The organism is uncultured Roseibium sp. (assembly GCF_947499295.1).
Classification (GTDB): Bacteria; Pseudomonadota; Alphaproteobacteria; order Rhizobiales; family Stappiaceae; genus Roseibium.
Genome location: NZ_CANMNP010000004.1, coordinates 15561 through 37255, shown reverse-complemented (window position 1 = coordinate 37255; position 21695 = coordinate 15561). Strand labels below are relative to the sequence as shown.

Here is a 21695-nt window from a genome sequence, read left to right as displayed (position 1 = left end):
GGACGCAATGAAAGTCATAACTGCCAACCGTCTTTTGAATGGCGATGTCGTCTGGCTTGGAGACAACCGGGGCTGGGTCGAGCGGATCACTCTGGCCAAGGTCTTTGAAGGCAAGGACGCCGTTGCCGAGGGGCTCTCTCAGGGAGCAGAAGGTGAAAAGAACCAGGAAGTCGTCGGTGTCTACGAAATGGACGTGACGGTTGAAGAAGGTGTGATCGTCCCGGTCCGCTTGCGCGAAAAAATCCGCGCAGCCGGCCCGACAACCCATCCGGACTTTGGCAAACAGGCGCAAGCCGTATCCGTTTGACAAGAACTTAGAAGGGCAGCGCCTGAAACGGCTGCGCCCAACCAGGAGCAAGAAGATGTACCGTTACGATGAATTCGATGCCAGCTTCGTCAATCAGCGCACTGAGCAATTCAAGGACCAGGTGCGCCGCCGCCTGGCCGGAGAACTCAGTGAAGACGAGTTCAAGCCGCTTCGTTTGATGAATGGCCTTTATCTTCAACTACATGCCTACATGCTGCGGGTCGCGATCCCTTACGGCACCCTTAACGGCCGGCAAATGCGCAAGCTTGCCCACATCGCCCGGACCTACGACAAGGGCTATGGCCATTTCACCACACGTCAGAACATTCAGTTCAACTGGCCAAAGCTGGAAGACACGCCAAAAATCCTGGAAGAGTTGGCCGAAGTGGAGATGCACGCAATCCAGACGTCGGGCAACTGCATTCGCAATGTGACCGCAGATCACTTCGCAGGCGCTGCGGCTGACGAGATTGCAGATCCGCGTCCTTACGCGGAAATCTTGCGTCAGTGGTCCTCGTTGCATCCGGAATTCTCGTTCCTGCCGCGCAAGTTCAAGATCGCGATCACAGGTGCCCCCAATGATCGTGCCGCCGTCCAGGTACATGACATCGGCTTGCAACTGGCGCGGAACGCTGAGGGTGAGATCGGCTTTGTTGTCTTCGTTGGCGGTGGCCTCGGCCGCACGCCCATGATTGGCCGCAAAGTGCGCGACTTCCTGCCTGAAGAGGATCTGCTGGCCTATTCCGAAGCGATCCTGCGTGTCTATAACCGCTACGGTCGCCGGGACAACAAGTACAAGGCGCGTATCAAGATCCTGGTTCATGAAACCGGACTGGATGAGCTGAAGGCCGACATCGAAGCGGAATTCGAAAAGATCCGTTTCGGAGTGCTGCGCCTGCCAGATGAGGAAGTTCGGCGGATCGAAGCCTATTTCGCACCACCGCCGCTTGAAGTCGGCGCGTCGACATCTCATACGGTGGAAGCTCGCAAGGCGTCCGACGCAGCTTTTGCGCAATTCGCGGCACACAACCTGAACCCACACCGGGTACCTGGCTACACATCGGTGACGCTGTCCATGAAACCAATCGGCGGCATACCAGGCGATGCATCTGATGCGCAGATGGACGTGATTGCAGACCTTGCCGAGAAATACGGACAGGACGAAATCCGCATTTCCCATGAGCAAAATGTCATTCTTCCGCATGTGAAACTGGATGATCTTCCAGCGCTGTTCGATCAGCTCGTGGCTGCCGAGATCGCCGAGGGAAATGCTGGCCTCGTCACAGATATCATCGCGTGCCCGGGTATGGACTACTGTGCTTTGGCTACTGCCCGCTCCATTCCGGTGGCGCAGCGTATTTCCGAGCGTTTTGGTGCCGCTGAACGTCAGGCGGAAATCGGTGAGCTGAAGATCAAGATCTCCGGCTGCATCAATGCCTGTGGCCATCACCACGTTGGCCATATCGGCATTCTCGGTCTTGAGAAGAAAGGCGAGGAATTCTACCAGGTCACGCTTGGCGGGTCCGCGAACGAGAATGCGTCCATCGGAGAAATCGTCGGACGCGGTTTTTCGTCCGATGAAGTGGTCGATGCGATTGAAAAGCTCGTCGACACCTATGTCGGCCTGCGTTCAGGCAAAGAGGAAACCTTCCTGGAGGCCTATCGCCGGGTCGGGGAGGCACCTTTCAAGGAGGCTCTTTATGGGGCTGCATGAGACCTTCAGCCTCGGTGTTGATCCGGAGCTGGGCCTTCAGGCGGAAGTTGCCACACTGAATGCCCAGTTTGAGGACGCGACGGCACAGGAGATCCTGATGTCTTCCATCCGGCATCAGTTCGCCGGTGACATCGCAATGGTCTCCAGCTTCGGTGCGGATTCAGCGGTGCTTTTGCACATGGTCGCGCAGATCGATCCATCAACACCGGTTCTTTTTGTCGACACGGTCAAGCTGTTCCCGGCAACGCTCCTCTATCGCGAGGAGTTGGTCCAGAAACTGGGCCTGACCGAAGTGCGGACGCATAAACCCTTGCCGGATGACCTTGCCAAAAGCGACCCGGCCGGAATGCTCTGGATGACTGATACCGACGCCTGCTGCCACATGCGCAAAGTCGTACCGCTGGAACGGGCATTGAACGGATTTGGATCCTGGATCTCAGGTCGCAAGCGTCATCAGAGCTCCACACGCTCCAGTCTCGACACGTTTGAAATCGATGATGGCCGGGTGAAGATCAATCCGCTTGCCGACTGGACTGCAGCCGAGGTTCTGGACTACGCACGGTCTCACGATCTGCCGCCACATCCACTGGTCGCGCAGGGCTATCCCTCGATCGGTTGTCTCCCTTGCACCAGCAAGGTCGCACCGGGCGAAGACCCGCGTGCGGGGCGATGGCGCGGCCAGGACAAGACGGAATGCGGCATTCATTGGCCAACACATGGCAAGGAAATTGACGGTAGCGGCATCTGAAAGTTGCCGGAATACGAATTTGAGGACGCAAAACATGGCTACGATCTACAAGGACGGCGAGTTTGTCGAAGAAACCTGGAATCGCATTGACGCGGAGACAGGTGAAACGTTTGAAGGCGATGCGGTTGTTCCGCTTTCGCTGTTCATCGATGACGCAGACAGGTTTCTGAACCGCTCGGCAAAGACAGCCGTCCTGGTGGAAGCAGGCGATGACGTCGAACCCCTGCAGCCGTATCTCGACCGGTTGGCATTTGTCGCGGTCGATTTTCCAAGTTTCGCCGATGGCCGGGGCTTCTCAGCCGCACGCGTTTTGCGGGAGCAACTGGGCTATCACGGCGACATTCGGGCTGTTGGCAAATACATTCTCGACCAGGTTCCGCTTGCCCGACGGTGCGGCGTGTCTTCGTTCGAGATCTCAAAGCCTGAAGTCTTGAAAGCTTTGAAAGCCGGTGAATGGCCGGAAGTCACAAAATACCTGCAGCCGGTCGGCACAGTGGAAGAAATTCCGGTCGGTACCCGGCCCTGGGCACGCCGGTCCTTCCGCGATGTTGCCGTCGCCGCCGAGTAGTCAGGCGCACTTTCCCGGTATTTGCCAAAAGATCGGGGCGAGATATCTGCAACAGGCGTGCATCGCGTTCTCGCACGCCTTCAGACTGAGAAAATGTTCGACCCGGTTACAGGAGGCTGTAACCGGGTCTTCTTTGTTCCGCTTCATTACGGCAAGCGCAATACAGCGCCTCGTGAGAATTTTTCGCGGACAAGGCGCAAGGTCTTGTCAAAAAAGAGATTTTCAAGAAACGGCTTCATTCATTCATGTGATAACGCGAGTGTGAAATCGTCATTGATTGACAGTAAATAGACCAGTCTATTATTAATTGAGTTATCGACACTGTCCTCTTGCAGAAGCGCCCCATTGGCGCATCCGTATTTTCAGAAAAGTCTGACAAATGGCACGAACACGAAACGAAGCCGCGTACGAAACAGCCAGAAACAGGTTGCTGGACACCGGTCTGGATCTGATCCGGGAAAACAGTTTCGCCAGCGTTGGTATCAACGATGTCTTGAGGGCATGTGGCGTTCCCAAGGGGTCTTTTTATCATTACTTCGACACCAAGGAAGCCTTCGGCATTGCGGTTGCCCGTCACTACAACGCCCAGGAAGTGGCAACCGCACAGAGCATTCTCTCTGACGTTTCGATACCACCTCTCAAGCGCCTGAAATCCTTTTTTGAAGGAGCCCGTCAAGGCATGAAGGATCGTTCCTTCGCGCAGGGTTGTCTGATGTGCAACCTGTCGACGGAGCTTGCGGACGAAAAACCGGAATTTCAGGCTGAGCTGGACACGCATTGGCAGGCAATGGTTCGCGAGTTGACGGCTTGCCTGAAAGAAATGGACACATCCGACGTCGGACTTGGCCATCTCTCGGCCCATGAGGCCGCAGACTGGCTCATGAATTCGTGGAGTGGCGCGCTGACCAGAATGAAGGCGTGCCGCGACGACGAACCCCTGGCGCTTTTCATGCGCACAATCTTCAAGGATGAAGGAATTTGATATGGCAGCTCCGAAAACCGTTTTGATTACCGGCGCCAGCCGAGGGATTGGCCTTTTGACCGCCGAGCGTTTTGCGGACCGTGGGCACGTGGTCTATGCAGGCATGCGGGGACTGACAACGCGAAACAAGGGAGCAGCCGCCGATCTCACGGCATATGCCCAAGGCGTTTCCGGAACGATTGTCCCCATCGACCTTGATGTAACCGACGCGACAAGTGTCGAGAGAGCGATCGACAGCATTGAAAAGGATCGCGCGATCGATGTCCTGGTGAATAATGCCGGCGTGATGCCCGTCGGTTTGACCGAGGGCTTCACCATGAAACAGGCAGAGGATCTGTTCGACGTGAACGTCTATGGCGTCATGCGGACAACGAAAGCTGTACTTCCGCATATGCGGAAGCGCAAAACCGGGCTCGTCGTCAGCCTCAGTTCGGTAGCCGGACGGTTCGGGATGCCGTATTTCGGTCTCTACTGTTCCAGCAAGTGGGCGATGGAAGCTTATTGTGAAGCTTTACACTACGAGCTCGAGCCGTTCGGCATTGAATCGGTTCTTGTAGAACCGAGTGGTCACGGCACTGACCTGGTAACAACGGCACCTGCGCCGGGAGATACAGGCACGGTGGGAGAATATGGTGATCTCTCAAATGGTCGGGACCGGTTGCTCGGCATGTTTCAAGGCATGTTTGATCAACGAGATGCGAGCACGGATGCCAACAATGTCGCAATGAAGATTGTTGAGCTGGCGGACATGGACGGCGCACGCCCTATCCGCACGCAGGTTGGTCACGACATGGGCGTTGCGGCACTCAATGATGCCGTCGCTCCCATCCAGGCGGAGCTCGTGAAAAGCCTGAAGCCGGTTTATACCGGGGCGGCACAATAAGCATGTCGAGATCGATTTTCCTGAAACCTCAAGTCAGTTTGTTGACCCGCATAGAGGCATGAACCACAGGGTCCGCAGATAACCTTCAAGCGCCGCAAGAGAGATCTCTCGCGGCGCTTGTCATGATCAGGGGTTTTGAACCCTGAAATGGAGCGCAAGGTGTGGGGCAATCTGCAATCTGTACCGGGTCGGTTCAATGGCTGGTGCTTGTAAGTGTCCACAGAACGAAACCCGGGAAAACGAGCATCGGTGTAAGCGTCAGCAACATGCCAATGGCTCTGCCGTTGCCAATACCGGAATTCACCAAGGTGCCATAGTGAACGAGCCTGCCTAGCAGAAGGGAACATCCGCCGGCCCATAAAAGTGCGACCGGAGCTCCGGAATATTCGGCGGCAGCCATTGCAAGCAGCACGATTGGAACGGTTTCGGTGAAATTCCCGTGTGCGCGCATGCGCTTGAGCAGCATTTCATCGCCGCCATCCAGAAAATGCGTTTCCGTTTTCAGGCGTCGAAGACCAACGGCAACCGTCATGGGAATCTGTACCAGAGCCAGCAAGGCTATGAACACAAGCGTTACTGGAAATGTGGAAACAATATTCATGTCAAAACTCCTTCGGGAGTAGGGTGGACGACCTGTGAAGTCGGCCCACCGGTACGCTTATTCCGCCGAAGGCGCTTCGTAGGTGATCAGGGCGATCACACCGCCGACCGGATCAACAAGTGTTGCCATCCGTCCGACCCCTGGCACGCTCATTGGTTCGCTGGCAATCGTTGCACCGAGTGACTTGGCCTTTTCAATGCGTGCATCGACGTCATCGACCGTGACATAAGGCAGCCAGCGGGAGGTGTCGGACTGTTCGGGTGGAAATCCGCCAATCTTCTCTTCGCCATTGGCGATCACTGTGTAGGTCATGCCGGGCATTTCCATCTCTTCCGTGCCCCAGCCCAAAAGGCTTGTGTAAAATGCCTTGGCTTTTGAACCATCGCCGCTGTGCAGTTCCATCCAGCTGAAGGCACCATGTGTTTGCATCGGATTGCTCATGTCTCTTGTCCTCGTCGTTTGAAGTCCACCTGAAAAGGCCAGGTGTTCTAAGAACGAGTGAGGATCGGCATTTCCGACAGGGTGACGTTATTTTTGAAAAAAAATGATCGGAGTCAGGTGTCTTTGGAAAGCTTGTGCAGCTTCTGTTCTATGTGCAGTCGTTCAGCATCCGTACCGGCCAGATCAAAGGCGCGCTTCAAGGCGTCATAAGCGTCTTGTGTGCGGTCAAGGTCCATCAGCAGCGAGCCTTTGACTGCGAAAAAGCCGGCATATCTTTCAAGAGACGTCTGCAAACGGTCCAGTCGCTCAAGCGCGAATTTCGGCCCGTGAAGTTTGGCAAGTACAACGGTGTGGTTGAGCGCGACTACAGGTGAGGGACGAATGTGCTGAAGCGCACGATAGAGCCGTTCGATTTCTTGCCAGTCGGTCTGGTCATAACAAGCTGCGCGCGCGTGCGTGGCCGCAATGGCTGCTTCGATCTGAAGGTGACCGGGTCTCGCGTTGCGCAAAGCTGCCTCGAGAAGCACAGTTCCTTCGGCGACCAGTTTCCTGTCCCACAAGGACCGGTCCTGCATCTCCAGCGTCACGGCCTGACCGTCTGCAGTCAGCCTTGCAAATCGTCTGGAATGCTGGATGAGGCAGAGTGCCAAAAGACCGCGCAATTCCGGTATTTCGGGAAAGAGGCGTACCAGCAGCCGGGCAAGACGGATGGCCTCTTCACACAGCGGTTCCTTGATAAGGGCAATCCCCTGAGAGGCGGAATACCCTTCGTTGAACACAAGATAGATCGCATTGGCGACTGTGCTTAGTCGGTCGGCCCGCTCAGCCGCATCAGGTTCTTCATAGGAAAGTTTGGCAGCATGAAGCCGCTTTTTTGCACGTGTGATCCTTTGTTCCATGGTCTTTGGTTGAACCAGAAAGGCACGGGCAATTTCTTCTACCGTCAGGCCGGCGACAACCTTGAGCGCAAGGGCAATCTGCTGGTCGCGGCGCAGAACCGGGTGACAACAGGTAAAGAGGAGCCGCAGGATATCATCGCGGTAGACAGAACGATCGAGCGCATCCGTCAGGTCTTCTTCCGGATTGGTTTCTTCATGTGCCAGCTCCAGGTCTTCCGGGGCAGACAGTGTTTCCCTTCTCCGCTTGCGCAGTGCGTCTATAGCTGAATTGCGGCCGGTGACGATAAGCCAGGCAACAGGATCTTTTGGCAGGTCTTCTGGATGCCAGGTACGAACCGCCTTAAGAGACGCTTCCTGGAAAGCATCCTCTGCAAGATCGATATCGCCAAATGCCCGGTTAAGCGCAGCCAGAACGCGCGGACGAGCTGCTCTAAGATGCGTCGATAACCAGGCGCTCGGCATTCTGGAAGTCTGCCCCCTCGAAATAAGCTACAGGCCGGATCTCGACGCGGCCGTTTTCAAAAGGCAGTTCTTTCACGGCCTCGATTGCGTCTTCCAGGGTGGCCGTGTCGATCAGGTAGAAACCCATGAACTGTTCTTTGGTTTCCGCAAAAGGCCCATCAGTGACGATAAAGTCGTTGCTTTCCCTGTTGACGGTGACGGCCGTTCCTGTCGACATCAGTTTGGTCGCAGCGGCAAAACTCCGGTCGGACTTGGTGCGTTCGTGAAACGCTCCATGCTTCTTCAGGATTTCCTGATGCTCCTCCGGTGAAAGAGCGTCGTAGAAATCTTCACTGCCGTAAATCAAAACGGAAAAGAGCATTGCTGAGTTCCTCCGGTTCCCTAGGTTCGATCAAGGGACGTTTTCTCCCCAGCTTACCCGACAGGCCGAGACAAGAAAATCTCCGGAATTGTGGTTTGTTGCGGTTGTTGTCTCAATCTTTCGATCGACACCGCATGAGCTGTGGTTCTCGCAAATCTCTAAGAAGCACTATCCCTTATCCCAGCCAACCGTCACGCATCAGGACCTGATGGGTGTCATCAAGTGTCTTCCAGGCGGTCTCAACCAGAAAATCGGCTTCTTCGTGGCTAAGCACCAGAGGTGGCGAGATGATCATGCTGTCCCGGACAGCCCGCATGACCATGCCGTTCTGGAACGAGGCGTCGCGGCAAATCGTGCCAACGGTTCCAACATCCTTGAACGGTCTGTGAGGGTCGCTCTTGTTGGGAACAAGCTCCAGAGCTCCCATGAGCCCGGTCATGCGGGCTTCACCGACCAGAGGGTGTTCACCCAGATTTCGCCAGCGCTCCTGCAGATAGGGGCCAATATCGTTTTTGACCCTGTCAACGAGGCCTTCGCGTTCGATGATCTCAAGGTTGGCGAGCGCAGCCGCTGCGCAAACCGGATGACCGGAATAGGTATAGCCGTGGTTGAAGTCTTCGCCTGCGTTCATCAGGCCTTCCGCTACGCGATCAGACACCAGGACACCGCCCATTGGCAAATAGCCTGAAGTCAGGCCTTTAGCGATCGGCATCAAGTCGGGTTCCATGCCGTAGTAGGATGATCCAAACCAATCACCGAGACGACCGAAGCCGCAGATGACCTCGTCGGATACAAAAAGAATGTCGCGATCTGCAAGAATCCTGCGGACTTCGGGCCAATAGGTCTCCGGTGGAATGATGACGCCACCGGCCCCCTGGATCGGCTCAGCGATGAATGCGGCCACCTTGTCTTCGCCGATTTCGTCAATCGCCTGCTCCAGTTTGCGGGCCGCGGCAATGCCGAATTCGTCCGGGCTCATGTCGTGGCCTTCACCAAACCAATAGGGCTGGTCGATATGATGAACACCTTGAACCGGCAGGTCACCCTGCTTGTGCATGGCCTTCATCCCGCCAAGGCTGGTCCCGGCGAGCGTTGAACCGTGATAGCCGTTCCAGCGGCCTATGATCACCTTCTTGTCCGGCTTTCCCTTCATGTCCCAATAGGTTCGCACCATACGAAAGACCGTGTCGTTCGCCTCTGACCCGGAGGAACAGTAAAACACCGTGTTGATATGATCAGGTGCGAGCTTCGCCAGCTTTTCCGAGAGGGCGATAGCGGGAGGATGGGTGGTCTTGAAGAATGTGTTGGAATAGGCAAGTTCGTTCATCTGCTTAAAGACGGCATCGGCGATTTCACGCCGTCCGTGGCCAACTTGCACGCACCAGAGACCGGCCATTCCGTCGAGGATTTTCTTGCCGTCTGAATCCGTCAGCCACACGCCGTCGGCATGCGTGATGATACGGCTGCCTTCTTCGTTGAGGCTCTTCATATCCGAAAAGGGATGCCAGTGATGGGCGGCATCGAGTTCCTGCAGAGCCTTGGTCGGATAGATGTTGGAATGGGCCGTCATGGCGTGAACTCCAATGGAAGGAAAATAGCGGGGTCGAGGGGTCAGACATTGAGCAGGAGGTATTCCCGCTCCCAGGCACTGATCACTGACATGAAGGTTTCGAATTCCTCGTATTTGATCGCCCGGTAGGTGGCGACGAATTGCTCGCCAAAGACCTCGACCATCTCCTCGGACTTTTCAAAACTGGCCACGGCTTCCGGCAAGCCGCGCGGCAGGGATTTTGCCCGCTCGGAGCAATCGTCCGATTTGGGGGCGTCAGGCTTCAATTCGTTGATGATGCCGAGATAGCCGCAGGCAAGGCTTGCAGCGATGGAAAGATAAGGGTTCGCATCAGAGCCGGGGATCCGGTTTTCGAGCCGCCTTGCATCAGCGCTCGAATAGGGCACCCGCAGTCCGACGGTGCGGTTGTCGTATCCCCAATAGACATTGACCGGAGAAGTCGAAGTTTTGGAAAACCGTCGGTAGGAGTTCACGAATGGTGCCATGATGCAGGCCACCTTGGGCAGGTATTTCTGATGACCTGCAATGAAAGACAGGAAAGCAGGCGTCTCTTCGCCGTTTTCTCCGGCAAAGATGTTCTGGCCGGTCTGGCTGTCGAGCACAGACTGGTGAATATGCATCGCCGATCCGGGCTGGTTTGACATCGGTTTGGACATGAATGTGGCATACATGTCATGCCGCAGCGCAGCTTCTCGGATGGTGCGTTTGAATAGAAATACCTGATCGGCCAGCACGAGCGGATGGCCGTGGCGCAGGTTGATTTCCATCTGCGCTGCGCCTTCCTCGTGGATCAGCGTGTCGATCTCAAGGCCCTGCTTTTCCGAAAGGTCGTAAATGTCGTCGATCAGATCGTCGAACTCATTCAGGGCGGAAATGGAATAGGATTGGCGCCCCACCTCTGGTCGGCCGGACCGCCCACGCGGCGGCTCAAGGGGGTAGTCCGGGTCGGTGTTCGGGCGCACCAGGTAGAATTCGATTTCTGGCGCGATAACAGGGTCCCAGCCTTTGTCGTTATAAAGCTTGAGGATGCGTTTCAAGACGTTGCGTGGCGCGGTTTCAACCGGCGCACCGTCACGCGTATAGGCGTCGTGGATGAGCTGCGCGGTCGGGTCGGATTCCCAGGGGACCGTGGTCAATGTGCTGTAGTCAGGACGGAAGTAGAGATCACCGTCGGTCGGGTTATGTTGAAACCTGTCGTCGTCTTCCGGGTAGTCGCCAGAAATGGTTTGCGCAAAGATCGAGGCAGGCATGGTCATGACCGACCCTGAGAAAAACTTCTCGGTCGGCATCATCTTGCCACGTGCCACACCGGCAATGTCGGGAACCACACACTCTATATCCTGAATGTTGCGGGCATGCAGCCAGTCGCGTGCTGCATCGACATCCGGGACACCCCGAAGGCTGTCCACGGGGTTGGCGGATTGGTTGCCGGGGTTGTCTGCGCTCACGTGAAGCTCCATTGGTCTCGTGCGGTTTCGCGGCAGACTGAGTGGGGTGACCTGGTTGACCGGCCTGGAGCCGGTCGCCGAAATCACGTTTCGAAAATGTTGTCGTCTGTGCGAACGTCTAATTTGTGATCACAAAATGACATGGCCTGACTGAAGGATCAACAGGCTCATGTGTCGGTGAGGATTGCCTTGCCCAGCAAACCCATGCCGTCACTGATGTCAGCCGTTACTGCCGCCCGCAAGGCAGGGCCGTTCTTCTGTTCAATCGCGCGAATGGCCTCCTTGTGCCGATCTTCCAGGTTCGCCGTGCCCACGCGTCCGTAGACCGTGCGCATGAACGGTGCGAATTGCAGCCAGAGACTGTCGATCAGAGGCAAGAGTACCTTTGACAGCGATGCCCTGTAGATCCGGAAATGAAAGGCATGGTTGAGCCTCATGTAAGCCTCGGCGTCGCCGCCGGTCAGATGGCGGTCAATCTCATCATCGATTGAGATCAAAGCGTTGACGTCCAGCGTTCTGAGATGAGGCAATGCAAGCTCTGCCAGTTCCGGTTCGAGCAACAAGCGTGCTTTCAAAAGCTCTTCGAAACGCTCCGGCGTCATGTCGGGAACCTGCACCCGGCCATTGGGTTTGACTTCCAGAGCATTTTCCGCAGCAAGTCTTTGCAGGACTTCGCGCACAGGCATCGGACTGACGCCAAGCTCGGCGGCGAGCCCGCGAATTGTTACAGCCTTTCCAGGAATGAAGCGCCCGGTCAAAAGGCCGTTGCGCACCGAGTGATCGACCTGTTCACGCGTGGCGCCCCGTTTGCTTGGAACGGGATTTCCGTCCCTCTTCTCAATGCCGGAAGACAATGCGGTTTGCCGGACGGACAAGGATGGTCTCCAATCGCCAAAATGTGCTCAATGTGCGATCTGCCTTGACAGGGTTTTCCGAAAGTGATCACATTTTTGAAAAGGACGCAAACAAAAGCTGTCGGCATGGTCATGTCTCGGAGTGACACCGCGGTGACAACGCAAGGGGCGTAACGGAGCACTCAATGAACGAGCTTCCCCATCAGATCCTGGAACATCCTGCAGAGCATGGATGGAAGGCCGGATTTGAAGCCTTCCTTGCTGCCCACCCGGACCTGGATACGCTTGAAGTCATCCTCCCCGATACCAACGGTGTCTTGCGTGGCAAGTGGCTGCCAGGCAAGGCCCTGCCGAAAGTGTTCGAAGGCGGCGTTGCCTTCCCCTATTCGCTGTTTGGTCTTGACGTCTGGGGCCGCGAAGTTGAAGCCACCGGCATGCATCTGGAAACCGGTGACAAGGATGGCGTCTGTTGGCCCATCCCCGAAACGTTAAAGCTTGTTCCCTGGGCGGACCGTAAAACGGCGCAGGTTCTGCTGTCGATGTATGACCGCGACGGCGAACCATTTCTCGCAGACCCTCGCCATGTTCTGGAGAACATGGTCGCGCGCCTGAAAACAGAATACGGCGTTTCGGCAACCTGTGCCTTCGAGCTGGAATTCTATCTTTTCCAGGAAAGCGACGGTGATTGGACAGAGCAGCCCAAACCGTTGTTTTCAACGCATCTCGGCCCGGCGCGCCAGAACATGTACGCTCTGTCTGATCTTGAGGCACTGCTGCCGGTCGTCGATGATCTGCGCAGGGCCTGTGAGGCGCAAGGCATACCGGCAGATGCAGCGGTTTCTGAAGCTGCGCCTGGGCAGTTTGAGTTGAACTTGCACCATCGCCGCGATCCCTTGCTTGCAGCTGATGACGTTGTTCTCCTGCGCCGTCTGGTGGCCGGTGTCGCCAGAAAACATGAACTCAAGGCCTCGTTCATGGCCAAGCCCTTTGTGGAATGGCCGGGCAACGGGATGCATGTGCACGTCTCCATGGAGAACGAGAAGGGCAACCTGTTTGCCGATCCGGAAATGGGAGGCGAGCGACTTGGACATGCCATCAACGGGTTGCTGAAAACCATGCCTGAGTCACTGCTTATGTTCATCTCGACCTTTAACGGCTTCCGGCGCATGCAGCCGGGATCTTACGCACCGGCGTCGATCTGCTGGGGGTATGACAACCGCTCGGTTGCCTTGCGTGTTCCAGCTTCCAGTCCTGAAGCCGCGCGCGTGGAACACCGGATCGCCGGCGCAGACGCCAATCCGTATCTTGTTCTGACAGGCATTCTCGCCGGGATGATGGAAGGGCTGACCCTGCAAAAGGACCCGCCGGCGCCTGTCACCGGCAATGCCTATGAAAAACGGAAGAAACGGCTGACGCCGTGGATGGATGAAGCCATCGATGCCTTTGAAGCGTCCAAGCTCATGAAAAAAGCTGTCGGCAAGGAAATGCACAAGGTGCTGACGGAGATCAAAAGAGAGGAACTGAACGAATTCGGGCGGGAGATCTCGTCGTTGGAGCGTCAGACTTATTTGTGAGCTGACACTGCACAAAATCGGCGCTGGACAAAATCCGGTGCCATCGCCAATCTGCGGGACAGACAAGACGCACCAAGCGCGAATGTCCGTTTTTAATCAGAGACTAGGCCCGGACAGGGTCAACACAAACTCTGAGGGGAGTTTTCAGATGACGTTAAGAACCATGTTAACCGGTGTTGCTGTTCTCAGCCTGATGAGCGGCGCTGCACTGGCTCAGGACCGGACTGTGAATGTCTACAACTGGTCAGACTATATCGATGAGTCGGTCCTTGAGGATTTCACCAAGGAAACCGGCATCAAGGTCGTTTATGATGTCTTTGACAGCAATGAGGTTCTGGAGACCAAACTGCTGGCAGGCGGTACGGGATATGATGTTGTGGTCCCGACGGGGACTTTCCTGGCGCGTCAGATTCAGGCCGGTGTCTTTTCCGAACTTGAAAAGGACAAGCTGTCCAACCTTTCCAACATGTGGAAGGATATTGAGGAGCGAGTCCAAAAATACGACCCGGGCAATGCCTACTCGATCAACTACATGTGGGGCTCAACTGGCATCGGCTATAATGTCGACAAGGTAAAGGCGGCCCTCGGTGAGGATGCGCCGGTGGACAGCTGGGACCTCATCTTCAAGCCGGAAAACATCGAGAAACTCAAGAGCTGCGGCGTTTACATGCTGGATGCGCCGGCGGAAATGATTCCGGCCGCACTCAACTATCTGGGCCTCGATCCGGACAGCAAGGACCAGGGCGATATCGAAAAGGCAGGCGAGCTTCTGAAAACGATCCGCCCGTCTATTCAGAAGTTTCATTCGTCCGAATACATCAATGCGCTTGCCAATGGCGATATCTGCGTGGCGATCGGCTGGTCCGGCGATGTGCTGCAGGCCCGGGACCGCGCAACCGAAGCCGGAAATGGCGTCACGGTTGAATACGCCATTCCGAAGGAGGGCGCACAGATGTGGTTCGATCAGATGGCAATCCCTGCGGATGCACCCAACAAGGCAGAAGCGCATGAATTCCTGGACTTCATCATGCGCCCGGACGTCATGGCCAAGGCGTCCAACGTTGTCTATTACGCCAATGGCAACAAGGCCTCCCAGGAGTTTCTGAACGAAGACGTTATCGGCGACGCGGCGATCTACCCGGACGAAGAAACGGTTAAAAACCTCTTCACCACGACGCCCTATTCGCCGAAGATACAAAGGATCGTCACGCGGACCTGGACCGGCGTAAAAAGCGGTCAGTAACTGAAAAAACCGCCGGGTTCTGGAAAGACCTGGCGGTTTTTGGTTTGGTGTCCTGAGGGGTTTTTCGTTTTCCGGAAGAACCGGATGCACCGCTCTGGACATTTTGCATAGATCGGCCTGAGCGTTTATCGGGACTCGTTGGAAGGCTGATCGATCACCCGGTGGGGGATATTGTGGCAAAAAAATCAGTAGGGCCAGTACGCAGGGAGTTCATGCCCTGGGAAAACCCTGATCATCCTCCCTTCATCGAATTTCGCAATGTTACCAAGAAATTCGGTGACTTCACTGCGGTGAAGAACCTCTCCCTGAAGATCTACGAGAAAGAGTTTTTCGCACTGTTGGGCGGTTCTGGATGTGGCAAGACAACCCTGATGCGCATGCTTGCCGGATTTGAAACTCCGACGTCCGGTCAGATTTTTCTCGATGGACAGGATCTTGCTGGCATTCCACCTTATCGTCGTCCCTCTAACATGATGTTCCAGTCCTACGCGCTTTTCCCGCACATGAGCGTGGAAAAGAACATCGCCTTCGGTTTGAAGCAGGACAAGATGCCCACCTCGGAAGTCGAGGCTCGGGTCGCGGAGATGCTGCAGTTGACCAAGCTGGAGCAATTTGCCAAGCGCAAACCGCATCAACTTTCCGGCGGCCAGCGCCAAAGGGTGGCGTTGGCCAGATCCTTGGCGAAACGACCGAAAGTCCTGCTGCTCGACGAGCCTCTCGGTGCGCTTGACCGCAAGCTGCGTGAAGAAACGCAGTTCGAACTGATGAACCTGCAGGAAGAACTGAAAATGACCTTTCTGATCGTTACCCACGATCAGGAAGAAGCCATGACCGTTGCTGACCGGATCGCGGTGATGGACAAGGGCGAATTGGTCCAGGTCGCAACGCCTGCCGAAATCTATGAAGCGCCGAATTGCAAATTCGTGGCCGACTTCATCGGTGATGTGAACCTGATCGAGGCCAAGGTGACGGAGAAGACCGACGCGCTCACCCGGATGACGTCGGTTGTCGACGGCTTTGCCTTGGAATGCGATCAGGCGACGGACGCGAGTGTCGGTGAAACCGTCTGGTATGCCATCCGTCCGGAAAAGGTCCGCATTGCTGAAGGGAACGTCGAACCCGGCGTCGTCAATCATATCGGTGGTGTGGTTTGGGACATCGCCTATCTGGGAGATGTATCCATCATTCATGCCAAGGTTGGTGAAGACGATCACGACACGCTTCGATCAACTTTCGCAAATGTCTCACGCATCGTGGAAAAACCGATCACCTGGGACGACAACGTGGTGCTGACGTTCGACAGGGACGCCGGTGTCATATTGAGAGGGTAGGGGGATGGCGGAAGAACACGTCGCGCCCCCGGTCAGGCGGGGTTTGGGAGGCTGGCTACTGATAGCCATGCCTTACATATGGTTGCTTATCTTTTTCCTTGCGCCGTTCCTGATCGTCTTCAAGATCTCCCTGTCGCAAGTGGCGATTGCCATCCCTCCTTACGTTCCGACCTTTGACCTTTCTGAAGGCTGGCAGGCATTCGCGGACGGATTGAGCGAACTGTCTCTGGAAAACTATGTCTGGCTCACTGAGGATGCGCTGTACTGGAGGTCCTATCTTTCCTCCGTAACCATCGCCGCCGTTTCGACCTTTCTGACACTTCTGATTGGCTACCCGATTGCCTATGCCATGGCGCGTGCGCCTCAGGCTTTGCGCCCGACGCTGCTCATGCTGGTCATTCTGCCGTTCTGGACGAGTTTCCTCATCCGTGTCTACGCCTGGATCGGCATTTTGAAGAATGAAGGTTTGCTCAATCAGCTGCTGCTGTCGCTCGGGCTGATCGATGAGCCTCTGGTGATCCTCAACACCAACATCGCCGTCTATATTGGCATTGTGTATTCCTACCTGCCGTTCCTGGTGCTGCCGCTTTATGCCAGCCTTGAACGTTTGGACGGCAGCCTACTCGAAGCGGCCGAGGACCTCGGCTGTCCGCCCTGGAAGGCATTTTGGAAGATAACGGTGCCGCTTTCCCTGCCGGGTATCATCGCAGGATGCTTTCTGGTGTTCATTCCAGCAGTCGGCGAGTTTGTTATCCCGGATCTTCTCGGGGGCTCCAACACGTTAATGATCGGCAAGACGCTCTGGGTCGAGTTTTTCAACAATCGAGATTGGCCGGTTTCCTCAGCAGTGGCCGTAATCTTGTTGCTGATCCTGGTGATCCCGATCGTTCTTTTCCAGAACCAGCAGCAAAAAATGTCGGAGAAAGAAGGATGACGCGCGGTCCGACCTGGTTCAACGTCACGTCTTTGGTCGTCGGGTTTTCCTTCCTCTACCTGCCGATTGTGCTCCTGGTGATCTACTCTTTTAATGACAGCCGACTGGTCACTGTCTGGGGCGGGTTTTCAACGCGATGGTATGCTTCACTTCTGGAAAACGACCAACTGCTTGATGCGGCCTGGGTGACACTGCGTGTTGCATTCACGTCGGCTTGCATTGCAACGGTTCTGGGAACCTTGGCTGCGCTGGTGCTTGTGCGCTCGGGTCGTTTTGTCGGACGGTCGCTGTTCTCCGGGATGATTTTCGCACCTTTGGTGATGCCGGAAGTCATTCTGGGGCTTTCCCTGTTGCTGCTGTTTGTATCGATGGATCAGGCCCGCGGCTTCTGGACCGTGATGCTGGCGCATACGACCTTTGCCATGTGTTATGTCGCAGTGGTCGTCCAGTCGCGCCTGGTTGGTTTTGACAAGTCCATGGAAGAAGCAGCCGAAGACCTTGGGTGCCCGCCCGTCAAAACCTTTTTCCTGATTACACTGCCGATCATTCTGCCGGGCGTTATCGCCGGTTGGATGCTGGCCTTCACGCTGTCGTTGGATGATCTTGTCATCGCCAGTTTCACCACAGGGCCAGGCGCGACCACATTGCCGATGAAAATCTATTCTCAGGTTCGCCTGGGTGTGACGCCTGAGATCAACGCCGTCTGCACATTGCTTGTCGGTGTGGTCACCATCGGCGTGATCGCCGCGTCAATTGTCACAAAACGCCAGCAGGTGCAGCGCGAACGTGACGAGCGTGCAGCTTTCGGAGCGGATGGCTGATCTTTGCTGTTCAGGCCCTGGGGGGCTTGAACAGATAGATTACCAGCCAGACCGGCACCACGATGAAAGCTCCGAGGATCATATTCGGGACGGCCCAGTCCCAGAATTCCAACAGATAGATCCAGAGCTGCATCGGGCTGAGGCCGACAGAACCCAGAATGTCCACGGCCGTAATATTGACAAACGACAGTCCCGCCCCGACGAGCAGGGAAATGACAGCGATTTTGAAGACTGTCGACAGGAACTGATACACAGCTATCGTTTTCTTTCAGAGCAGGTTTTGTTGGCGCTGTGCAGGAAACCACCCCAGCCCCATGCATCGGCACTTCGGAATTCTTTGCTTTAACAATTTACATACCATAAACAACTTGGCAGAAAATCGGGAAGACATGCCGCAAACCGCTCGATTGCAGGCTTGGTAAACGGCCAAATCGATTAAGTGACAGTGCATTCATGTTTTTCGCTGCAATGCGGCAAAGACATCTTGACCACGGAGAACCAAGCAGCGAATGTGCCGCTCACGCACCTGCGGTCTTTATTGGGAGTGAAAGATGAACAAAATTTATCCGGACGCAAAGGCAGCGCTTGAAGGCCAGACCTTTGACGGCATGACTGTGATGGCCGGTGGGTTCGGTCTGTGCGGCATTCCGGAAAACTTGATTGTGGCACTACGGGACTCCGGCGCAAAAGACATCACCGCGATCTCCAACAATGCCGGCGTCGACGATTTTGGCCTGGGTCTGCTGCTGCAAACCCGTCAGATCAAGAAGATGGTTTCATCTTATGTCGGTGAAAACGCAACTTTCGAAAAACAGTATCTGAACGGTGAGCTGGAACTGGAATTCAACCCACAGGGCACGCTGGCTGAACGCATTCGCGCTGGTGGTGCCGGTATTCCCGGCTTCTATACCAAAACCGGTGTAGGTACGCTGATTGCTGAAGGCAAGGAACTCAAGGATTTCAACGGCGAAACCTATGTGCTGGAGACAGGGCTTGTCGCCGATGTATCGCTTGTGAAGGCATGGAAAGCCGACAAGGAAGGCAACCTCACCTACCGCAAGACCGCCCGAAACTTCAATCCGATGATGGCAACAGCCGGTAAGATGTGTGTGGTCGAAGTGGAAGAACTGGTTGAAGTAGGCGAACTGGACCCAGACAACATCCACACCGCGGGCATTTTTGTTGACCGCATCATTGTGGGCAACCACGAAAAACGTATCGAAAAGCGCACGACGCGCGCAGCCTAAAGGAGACACATCATGGCCTGGACACGTGATGATATGGCACAGCGCGCTGCGCAAGAGCTTGAAGACGGTTTCTACGTAAACCTTGGCATCGGCATTCCGACGCTGGTTTCGAACTACATTCCCGAAGGTGTTCATGTGACCCTTCAGTCGGAAAACGGCATGCTCGGCATGGGACCTTTCCCGACGGAAGACGAAGTTGACGCCGACCTGATCAACGCCGGCAAGCAGACCATTACCGAACTGCCGCAGACCAGCTATTTTTCCTCTGCGGACAGCTTTGGCATGATCCGCGGTGGCCACATTGACCTGTCGATCCTCGGAGCGATGGAAGTGGCCGAAACCGGTGACCTCGCCAACTGGATGATCCCAGGCAAAATGGTCAAGGGCATGGGCGGTGCCATGGATCTGGTTGCCGGTGTCAAACGGGTTGTCGTGATCATGGACCATACGTCAAAAGCGGGCGATCCTAAGCTTTTGAAAGAGTGCTCGCTGCCCCTTACGGGGGTGCACTGCGTCGACAGGATCATCACCAATCTCGGCGTTTTCGATGTCGTGGAAGGTGGTCTGAAAGTGGTCGAGCTTGCACCTGACGTGACACTCGACGAGGTCAAGAAGAAAACCTTGGCAACGCTGGTTTAGCCGCTGCAATTCCAGCCCTTTTCAAATGCTCGATGAAATGACAAGGCACCCGCAATTTGCGGGTGCTTTTTTGAGTGCGCCTTGCGGCTGCATCAAACCAGGTCACCTGAACACCGGCACAGCTTTCAAGGCGGCCGTGCCTGACCGGCTGAACTTGCGGTCGCGTTTCACCTTTTCAACTGCAACACTGTCATTGAGTTGCGGTGCTGTCCTGCCGTTCGGCAATCGGGCGGATTGCCGGAAAATCCTGATCGGTCAGAGTTTCCTTGGTGAGGAGCAGGTTCGCACCCTCATCAAGTTCCGTCCGGTGTGAGGTGAGCAATTCCTTGGCGCGACCAAAGGCCGTTTCGACGCGGGTCTTGATTGCCAGGTCGATCTCGCGCTGTGTTTCGTTGGAAACCTCAACGACATCTCCGGCTGGTTGTCCAAGGAAATTCTGCCTTTGCGCGGAATAGACGCGGTTGCCGAGGTCGGTCTCCATGCCGTAGCGCATGACCATGTCGCGGGCGATTTCCGTCACCTTCTGGAGGTCGTCCGAAGCACCGGTAGATATCTCGCCAAAGACGATCTCTTCTGCAGCTCTGCCGCCCATCAACACAGCCATCCGGTGTTCCAGATCCTGGCTCGACAGAAGAAACCGGTCTTCGGTCGGTCGCTGCATCGTGTATCCCAACGCACCGACGCCACGTGGAATGATTGAGATCTTGTGAACCGGATCGCATCCTTCAAGATTGGCTGCCACCAGAGCATGACCCATTTCGTGAAAGGCGACCGTATTGCGTTCCTTGTCAGAAAGGATGCGGCTGCGTTTCTCAAGGCCCGCGACCACACGTTCCACGGCTTCATTGAAATCCTGGAGTGTAACGGCATCAGCCTTGCGCCGCGTTGCAAGCAAGGCGGCCTCGTTGACGAGGGTGGCGAGATCCGCACCTGAAAAACCTGCGGTGAGCTGGGCAATCTGATCGAGATCGGTGTCTTCGGCCAGAACGATTTTCTTGACATGAACGTCCAGAATTGCCCGGCGGCCGGGCTTGTCCGGCCGGTCAACCAGAACCTGTCTGTCAAAACGCCCTGCACGCAAAAGCGCGGGATCCAGAATTTCGGGCCTGTTGGTCGCCGCCAGCAGAATGATGCCGCTGGTAGGATCAAAGCCGTCAAGCTCCGTCAGGAGCTGGTTGAGCGTCTGTTCCTTCTCATCGTTTGTACCCATTGCGCCGCTGGAGCGCGCGCGCCCCAGGGCGTCCAGTTCGTCAATGAAGATAATGGCAGGGGCAGCCTTGCGGGCTTGCTCAAACAGATCGCGCACGCGGGCTGCCCCGACGCCGACGAACATTTCGACAAATTCCGAGCCGGAAATAGAAAAGAAAGGCACACCGGCTTCTCCTGCAACTGCTCTTGCAAGCAGGGTCTTGCCGGTTCCGGGAGGGCCAACCAGCAGAATGCCCTTGGGAACGTGTGCGCCCAGGCGGCCATAGTCCTTCGGGTCTTTCAGGAAGTCGACGACTTCCTTCAGCTCCCGCTTGGCTTCGTCGACACCGGCCACATTGGTGAAGCGCACATTGACATCTGTTTCGACATAAACCTTGGCCTTGGATTTGCCGACGGTCATCATGCCGCCGATACCCTGTTTTTCCGCGAACCGCCGGATGAAGAACATCCAGAGCCCGAAAAGCAGCAACACAGGCAGAACCCACGAAAGGATGTCCTTCAAGAATGTGCTCTGGACGACCCCCTCGAACTTGACGTCGTACTTTGTCAGCTCTTCAGCGAGGGGGATGTCGACGCGGGTGGTGACAAAATACTGCCTTCCGTCCTTCAGGGGCTCCTTGAACTTGCCCTGGATCGTGTTTTCCTTGACGGAGATCTCTTCGATCTTCTTGTCTTTGAGATACTGCTCGAACTGGCTGTAGGGAATGGGTTCGACATTCTTGTATGTGGTCCACCAGCTCTGAAACAGGAGCACCAGCATCATCGCCGCAAAGGCGTACCAAAGATTGATCTGGTGTTTCTTTTCCATGGAAGAACGTCCTGAGAATGTGCAGAAAGAATGGTGCCATTGGGACGACTC

At 55.7% G+C, this 21695-nt stretch carries 22 protein-coding genes; 13 read left to right on the top strand and 9 right to left on the bottom strand.

Annotated elements, in window-relative coordinates:
• Positions 1-7 precede the first annotated feature (7 nt).
• The 6 genes from Q0835_RS08485 (at position 8) to Q0835_RS08460 (ending at position 5202) form a co-directional block, all read left to right on the top strand.
• Positions 8-307: a DUF2849 domain-containing protein gene (locus tag Q0835_RS08485; protein ID WP_298960227.1), complete on the top strand. Its 300-nt coding sequence runs from the start codon at positions 8-10 to the stop codon at positions 305-307.
• A 55-nt stretch (positions 308-362) separates the two neighbouring features.
• Complete coding sequence (locus tag Q0835_RS08480; protein WP_298960223.1) at positions 363-2021, top strand: nitrite/sulfite reductase; 1659 nt, start codon at positions 363-365, stop codon at positions 2019-2021.
• On the top strand, positions 2008-2769 hold the full coding sequence (locus Q0835_RS08475; protein ID WP_298960220.1) for a phosphoadenylyl-sulfate reductase: 762 nt from the start codon (positions 2008-2010) through the stop codon (positions 2767-2769). Before Q0835_RS08480 ends, Q0835_RS08475 begins: the two co-directional genes overlap by 14 nt.
• A 34-nt stretch (positions 2770-2803) precedes the next feature.
• On the top strand, positions 2804-3337 hold the full coding sequence (locus Q0835_RS08470) for a DUF934 domain-containing protein (protein ID WP_298960217.1): 534 nt from the start codon (positions 2804-2806) through the stop codon (positions 3335-3337).
• Between the two features lie 379 nt (positions 3338-3716).
• A complete protein-coding gene (locus Q0835_RS08465) occupies positions 3717-4319 on the top strand; it encodes a TetR/AcrR family transcriptional regulator (RefSeq protein WP_298821014.1) in 603 nt (200 codons plus the stop codon).
• 1 nt (position 4320) lies between these two features.
• On the top strand, positions 4321-5202 hold the full coding sequence (locus Q0835_RS08460; protein ID WP_298960215.1) for an SDR family oxidoreductase: 882 nt from the start codon (positions 4321-4323) through the stop codon (positions 5200-5202).
• A gap of 193 nt (positions 5203-5395) precedes the next feature.
• Here the strand turns inward: Q0835_RS08460 and Q0835_RS08455 are convergent, their stop codons facing one another.
• The 7 genes from Q0835_RS08455 to Q0835_RS08425 form a co-directional block, all read right to left on the bottom strand.
• Positions 5396-5803 (bottom strand): MAPEG family protein, encoded by a 408-nt coding sequence (locus tag Q0835_RS08455; RefSeq protein ID WP_298821010.1) that lies wholly within the window; start codon positions 5801-5803, stop codon positions 5396-5398.
• 57 nt (positions 5804-5860) lie between these two features.
• Complete coding sequence (locus tag Q0835_RS08450; RefSeq protein ID WP_298821005.1) at positions 5861-6244, bottom strand: VOC family protein; 384 nt, start codon at positions 6242-6244, stop codon at positions 5861-5863.
• A gap of 113 nt (positions 6245-6357) precedes the next feature.
• Positions 6358-7605, bottom strand: coding sequence for an RNA polymerase sigma factor (locus Q0835_RS08445; protein ID WP_298821003.1), 1248 nt, complete (start codon positions 7603-7605; stop codon positions 6358-6360).
• A complete protein-coding gene (locus tag Q0835_RS08440) occupies positions 7574-7966 on the bottom strand; it encodes a YciI family protein (RefSeq protein WP_298821000.1) in 393 nt (130 codons plus the stop codon). The genes Q0835_RS08445 and Q0835_RS08440 overlap by 32 nt, the downstream gene beginning before the upstream one ends.
• A gap of 175 nt (positions 7967-8141) precedes the next feature.
• The gene (locus Q0835_RS08435) at positions 8142-9536 is read right to left on the bottom strand and encodes an aspartate aminotransferase family protein (protein WP_298960212.1); all 1395 of its coding nucleotides are present in this window, start codon (positions 9534-9536) and stop codon (positions 8142-8144) included.
• Between the two features lie 41 nt (positions 9537-9577).
• Positions 9578-10996, bottom strand: coding sequence for a glutamine synthetase family protein (locus Q0835_RS08430; RefSeq protein ID WP_298820996.1), 1419 nt, complete (start codon positions 10994-10996; stop codon positions 9578-9580).
• A gap of 155 nt (positions 10997-11151) precedes the next feature.
• The gene (locus Q0835_RS08425; protein WP_363324495.1) at positions 11152-11859 is read right to left on the bottom strand and encodes a GntR family transcriptional regulator; all 708 of its coding nucleotides are present in this window, start codon (positions 11857-11859) and stop codon (positions 11152-11154) included.
• Between the two features lie 164 nt (positions 11860-12023).
• Between Q0835_RS08425 and Q0835_RS08420 the strand changes: the two genes are divergently transcribed.
• The 5 genes from Q0835_RS08420 (at position 12024) to Q0835_RS08400 (ending at position 17741) form a co-directional block, all read left to right on the top strand.
• A complete protein-coding gene (locus tag Q0835_RS08420) occupies positions 12024-13412 on the top strand; it encodes a glutamine synthetase family protein (protein ID WP_298960209.1) in 1389 nt (462 codons plus the stop codon).
• A gap of 148 nt (positions 13413-13560) precedes the next feature.
• Complete coding sequence (locus Q0835_RS08415; RefSeq protein WP_298960205.1) at positions 13561-14655, top strand: polyamine ABC transporter substrate-binding protein; 1095 nt, start codon at positions 13561-13563, stop codon at positions 14653-14655.
• Positions 14656-14867: 212 nt separating this feature from the next.
• Complete coding sequence (locus Q0835_RS08410) at positions 14868-15986, top strand: ABC transporter ATP-binding protein (protein WP_298960202.1); 1119 nt, start codon at positions 14868-14870, stop codon at positions 15984-15986.
• 4 nt (positions 15987-15990) lie between these two features.
• Positions 15991-16920 (top strand): ABC transporter permease subunit, encoded by a 930-nt coding sequence (locus Q0835_RS08405; protein WP_298820988.1) that lies wholly within the window; start codon positions 15991-15993, stop codon positions 16918-16920.
• Positions 16917-17741: an ABC transporter permease gene (locus Q0835_RS08400; protein ID WP_298820986.1), complete on the top strand. Its 825-nt coding sequence runs from the start codon at positions 16917-16919 to the stop codon at positions 17739-17741. Before Q0835_RS08405 ends, Q0835_RS08400 begins: the two co-directional genes overlap by 4 nt.
• Before the next feature lie 10 nt (positions 17742-17751).
• Here Q0835_RS08400 and Q0835_RS08395 read toward each other — a convergent pair whose 3' ends face one another.
• A complete protein-coding gene (locus Q0835_RS08395; protein ID WP_152503228.1) occupies positions 17752-17994 on the bottom strand; it encodes a DUF6460 domain-containing protein in 243 nt (80 codons plus the stop codon).
• A 298-nt stretch (positions 17995-18292) separates the two neighbouring features.
• Here Q0835_RS08395 and Q0835_RS08390 point away from each other — a divergent pair, with 298 nt between their 5' ends.
• Together Q0835_RS08390 and Q0835_RS08385 are read left to right on the top strand one after the other, a co-directional pair.
• The gene (locus tag Q0835_RS08390; RefSeq protein WP_298820982.1) at positions 18293-18988 is read left to right on the top strand and encodes a CoA transferase subunit A; all 696 of its coding nucleotides are present in this window, start codon (positions 18293-18295) and stop codon (positions 18986-18988) included.
• A 12-nt stretch (positions 18989-19000) separates the two neighbouring features.
• A complete protein-coding gene (locus tag Q0835_RS08385; RefSeq protein ID WP_298820980.1) occupies positions 19001-19627 on the top strand; it encodes a CoA transferase subunit B in 627 nt (208 codons plus the stop codon).
• Between the two features lie 190 nt (positions 19628-19817).
• Here Q0835_RS08385 and ftsH read toward each other — a convergent pair whose 3' ends face one another.
• Positions 19818-21644: an ATP-dependent zinc metalloprotease FtsH gene (gene ftsH, locus Q0835_RS08380; RefSeq protein WP_298960199.1), complete on the bottom strand. Its 1827-nt coding sequence runs from the start codon at positions 21642-21644 to the stop codon at positions 19818-19820.
• Between the last annotated feature and the right edge of the window lie 51 nt (positions 21645-21695).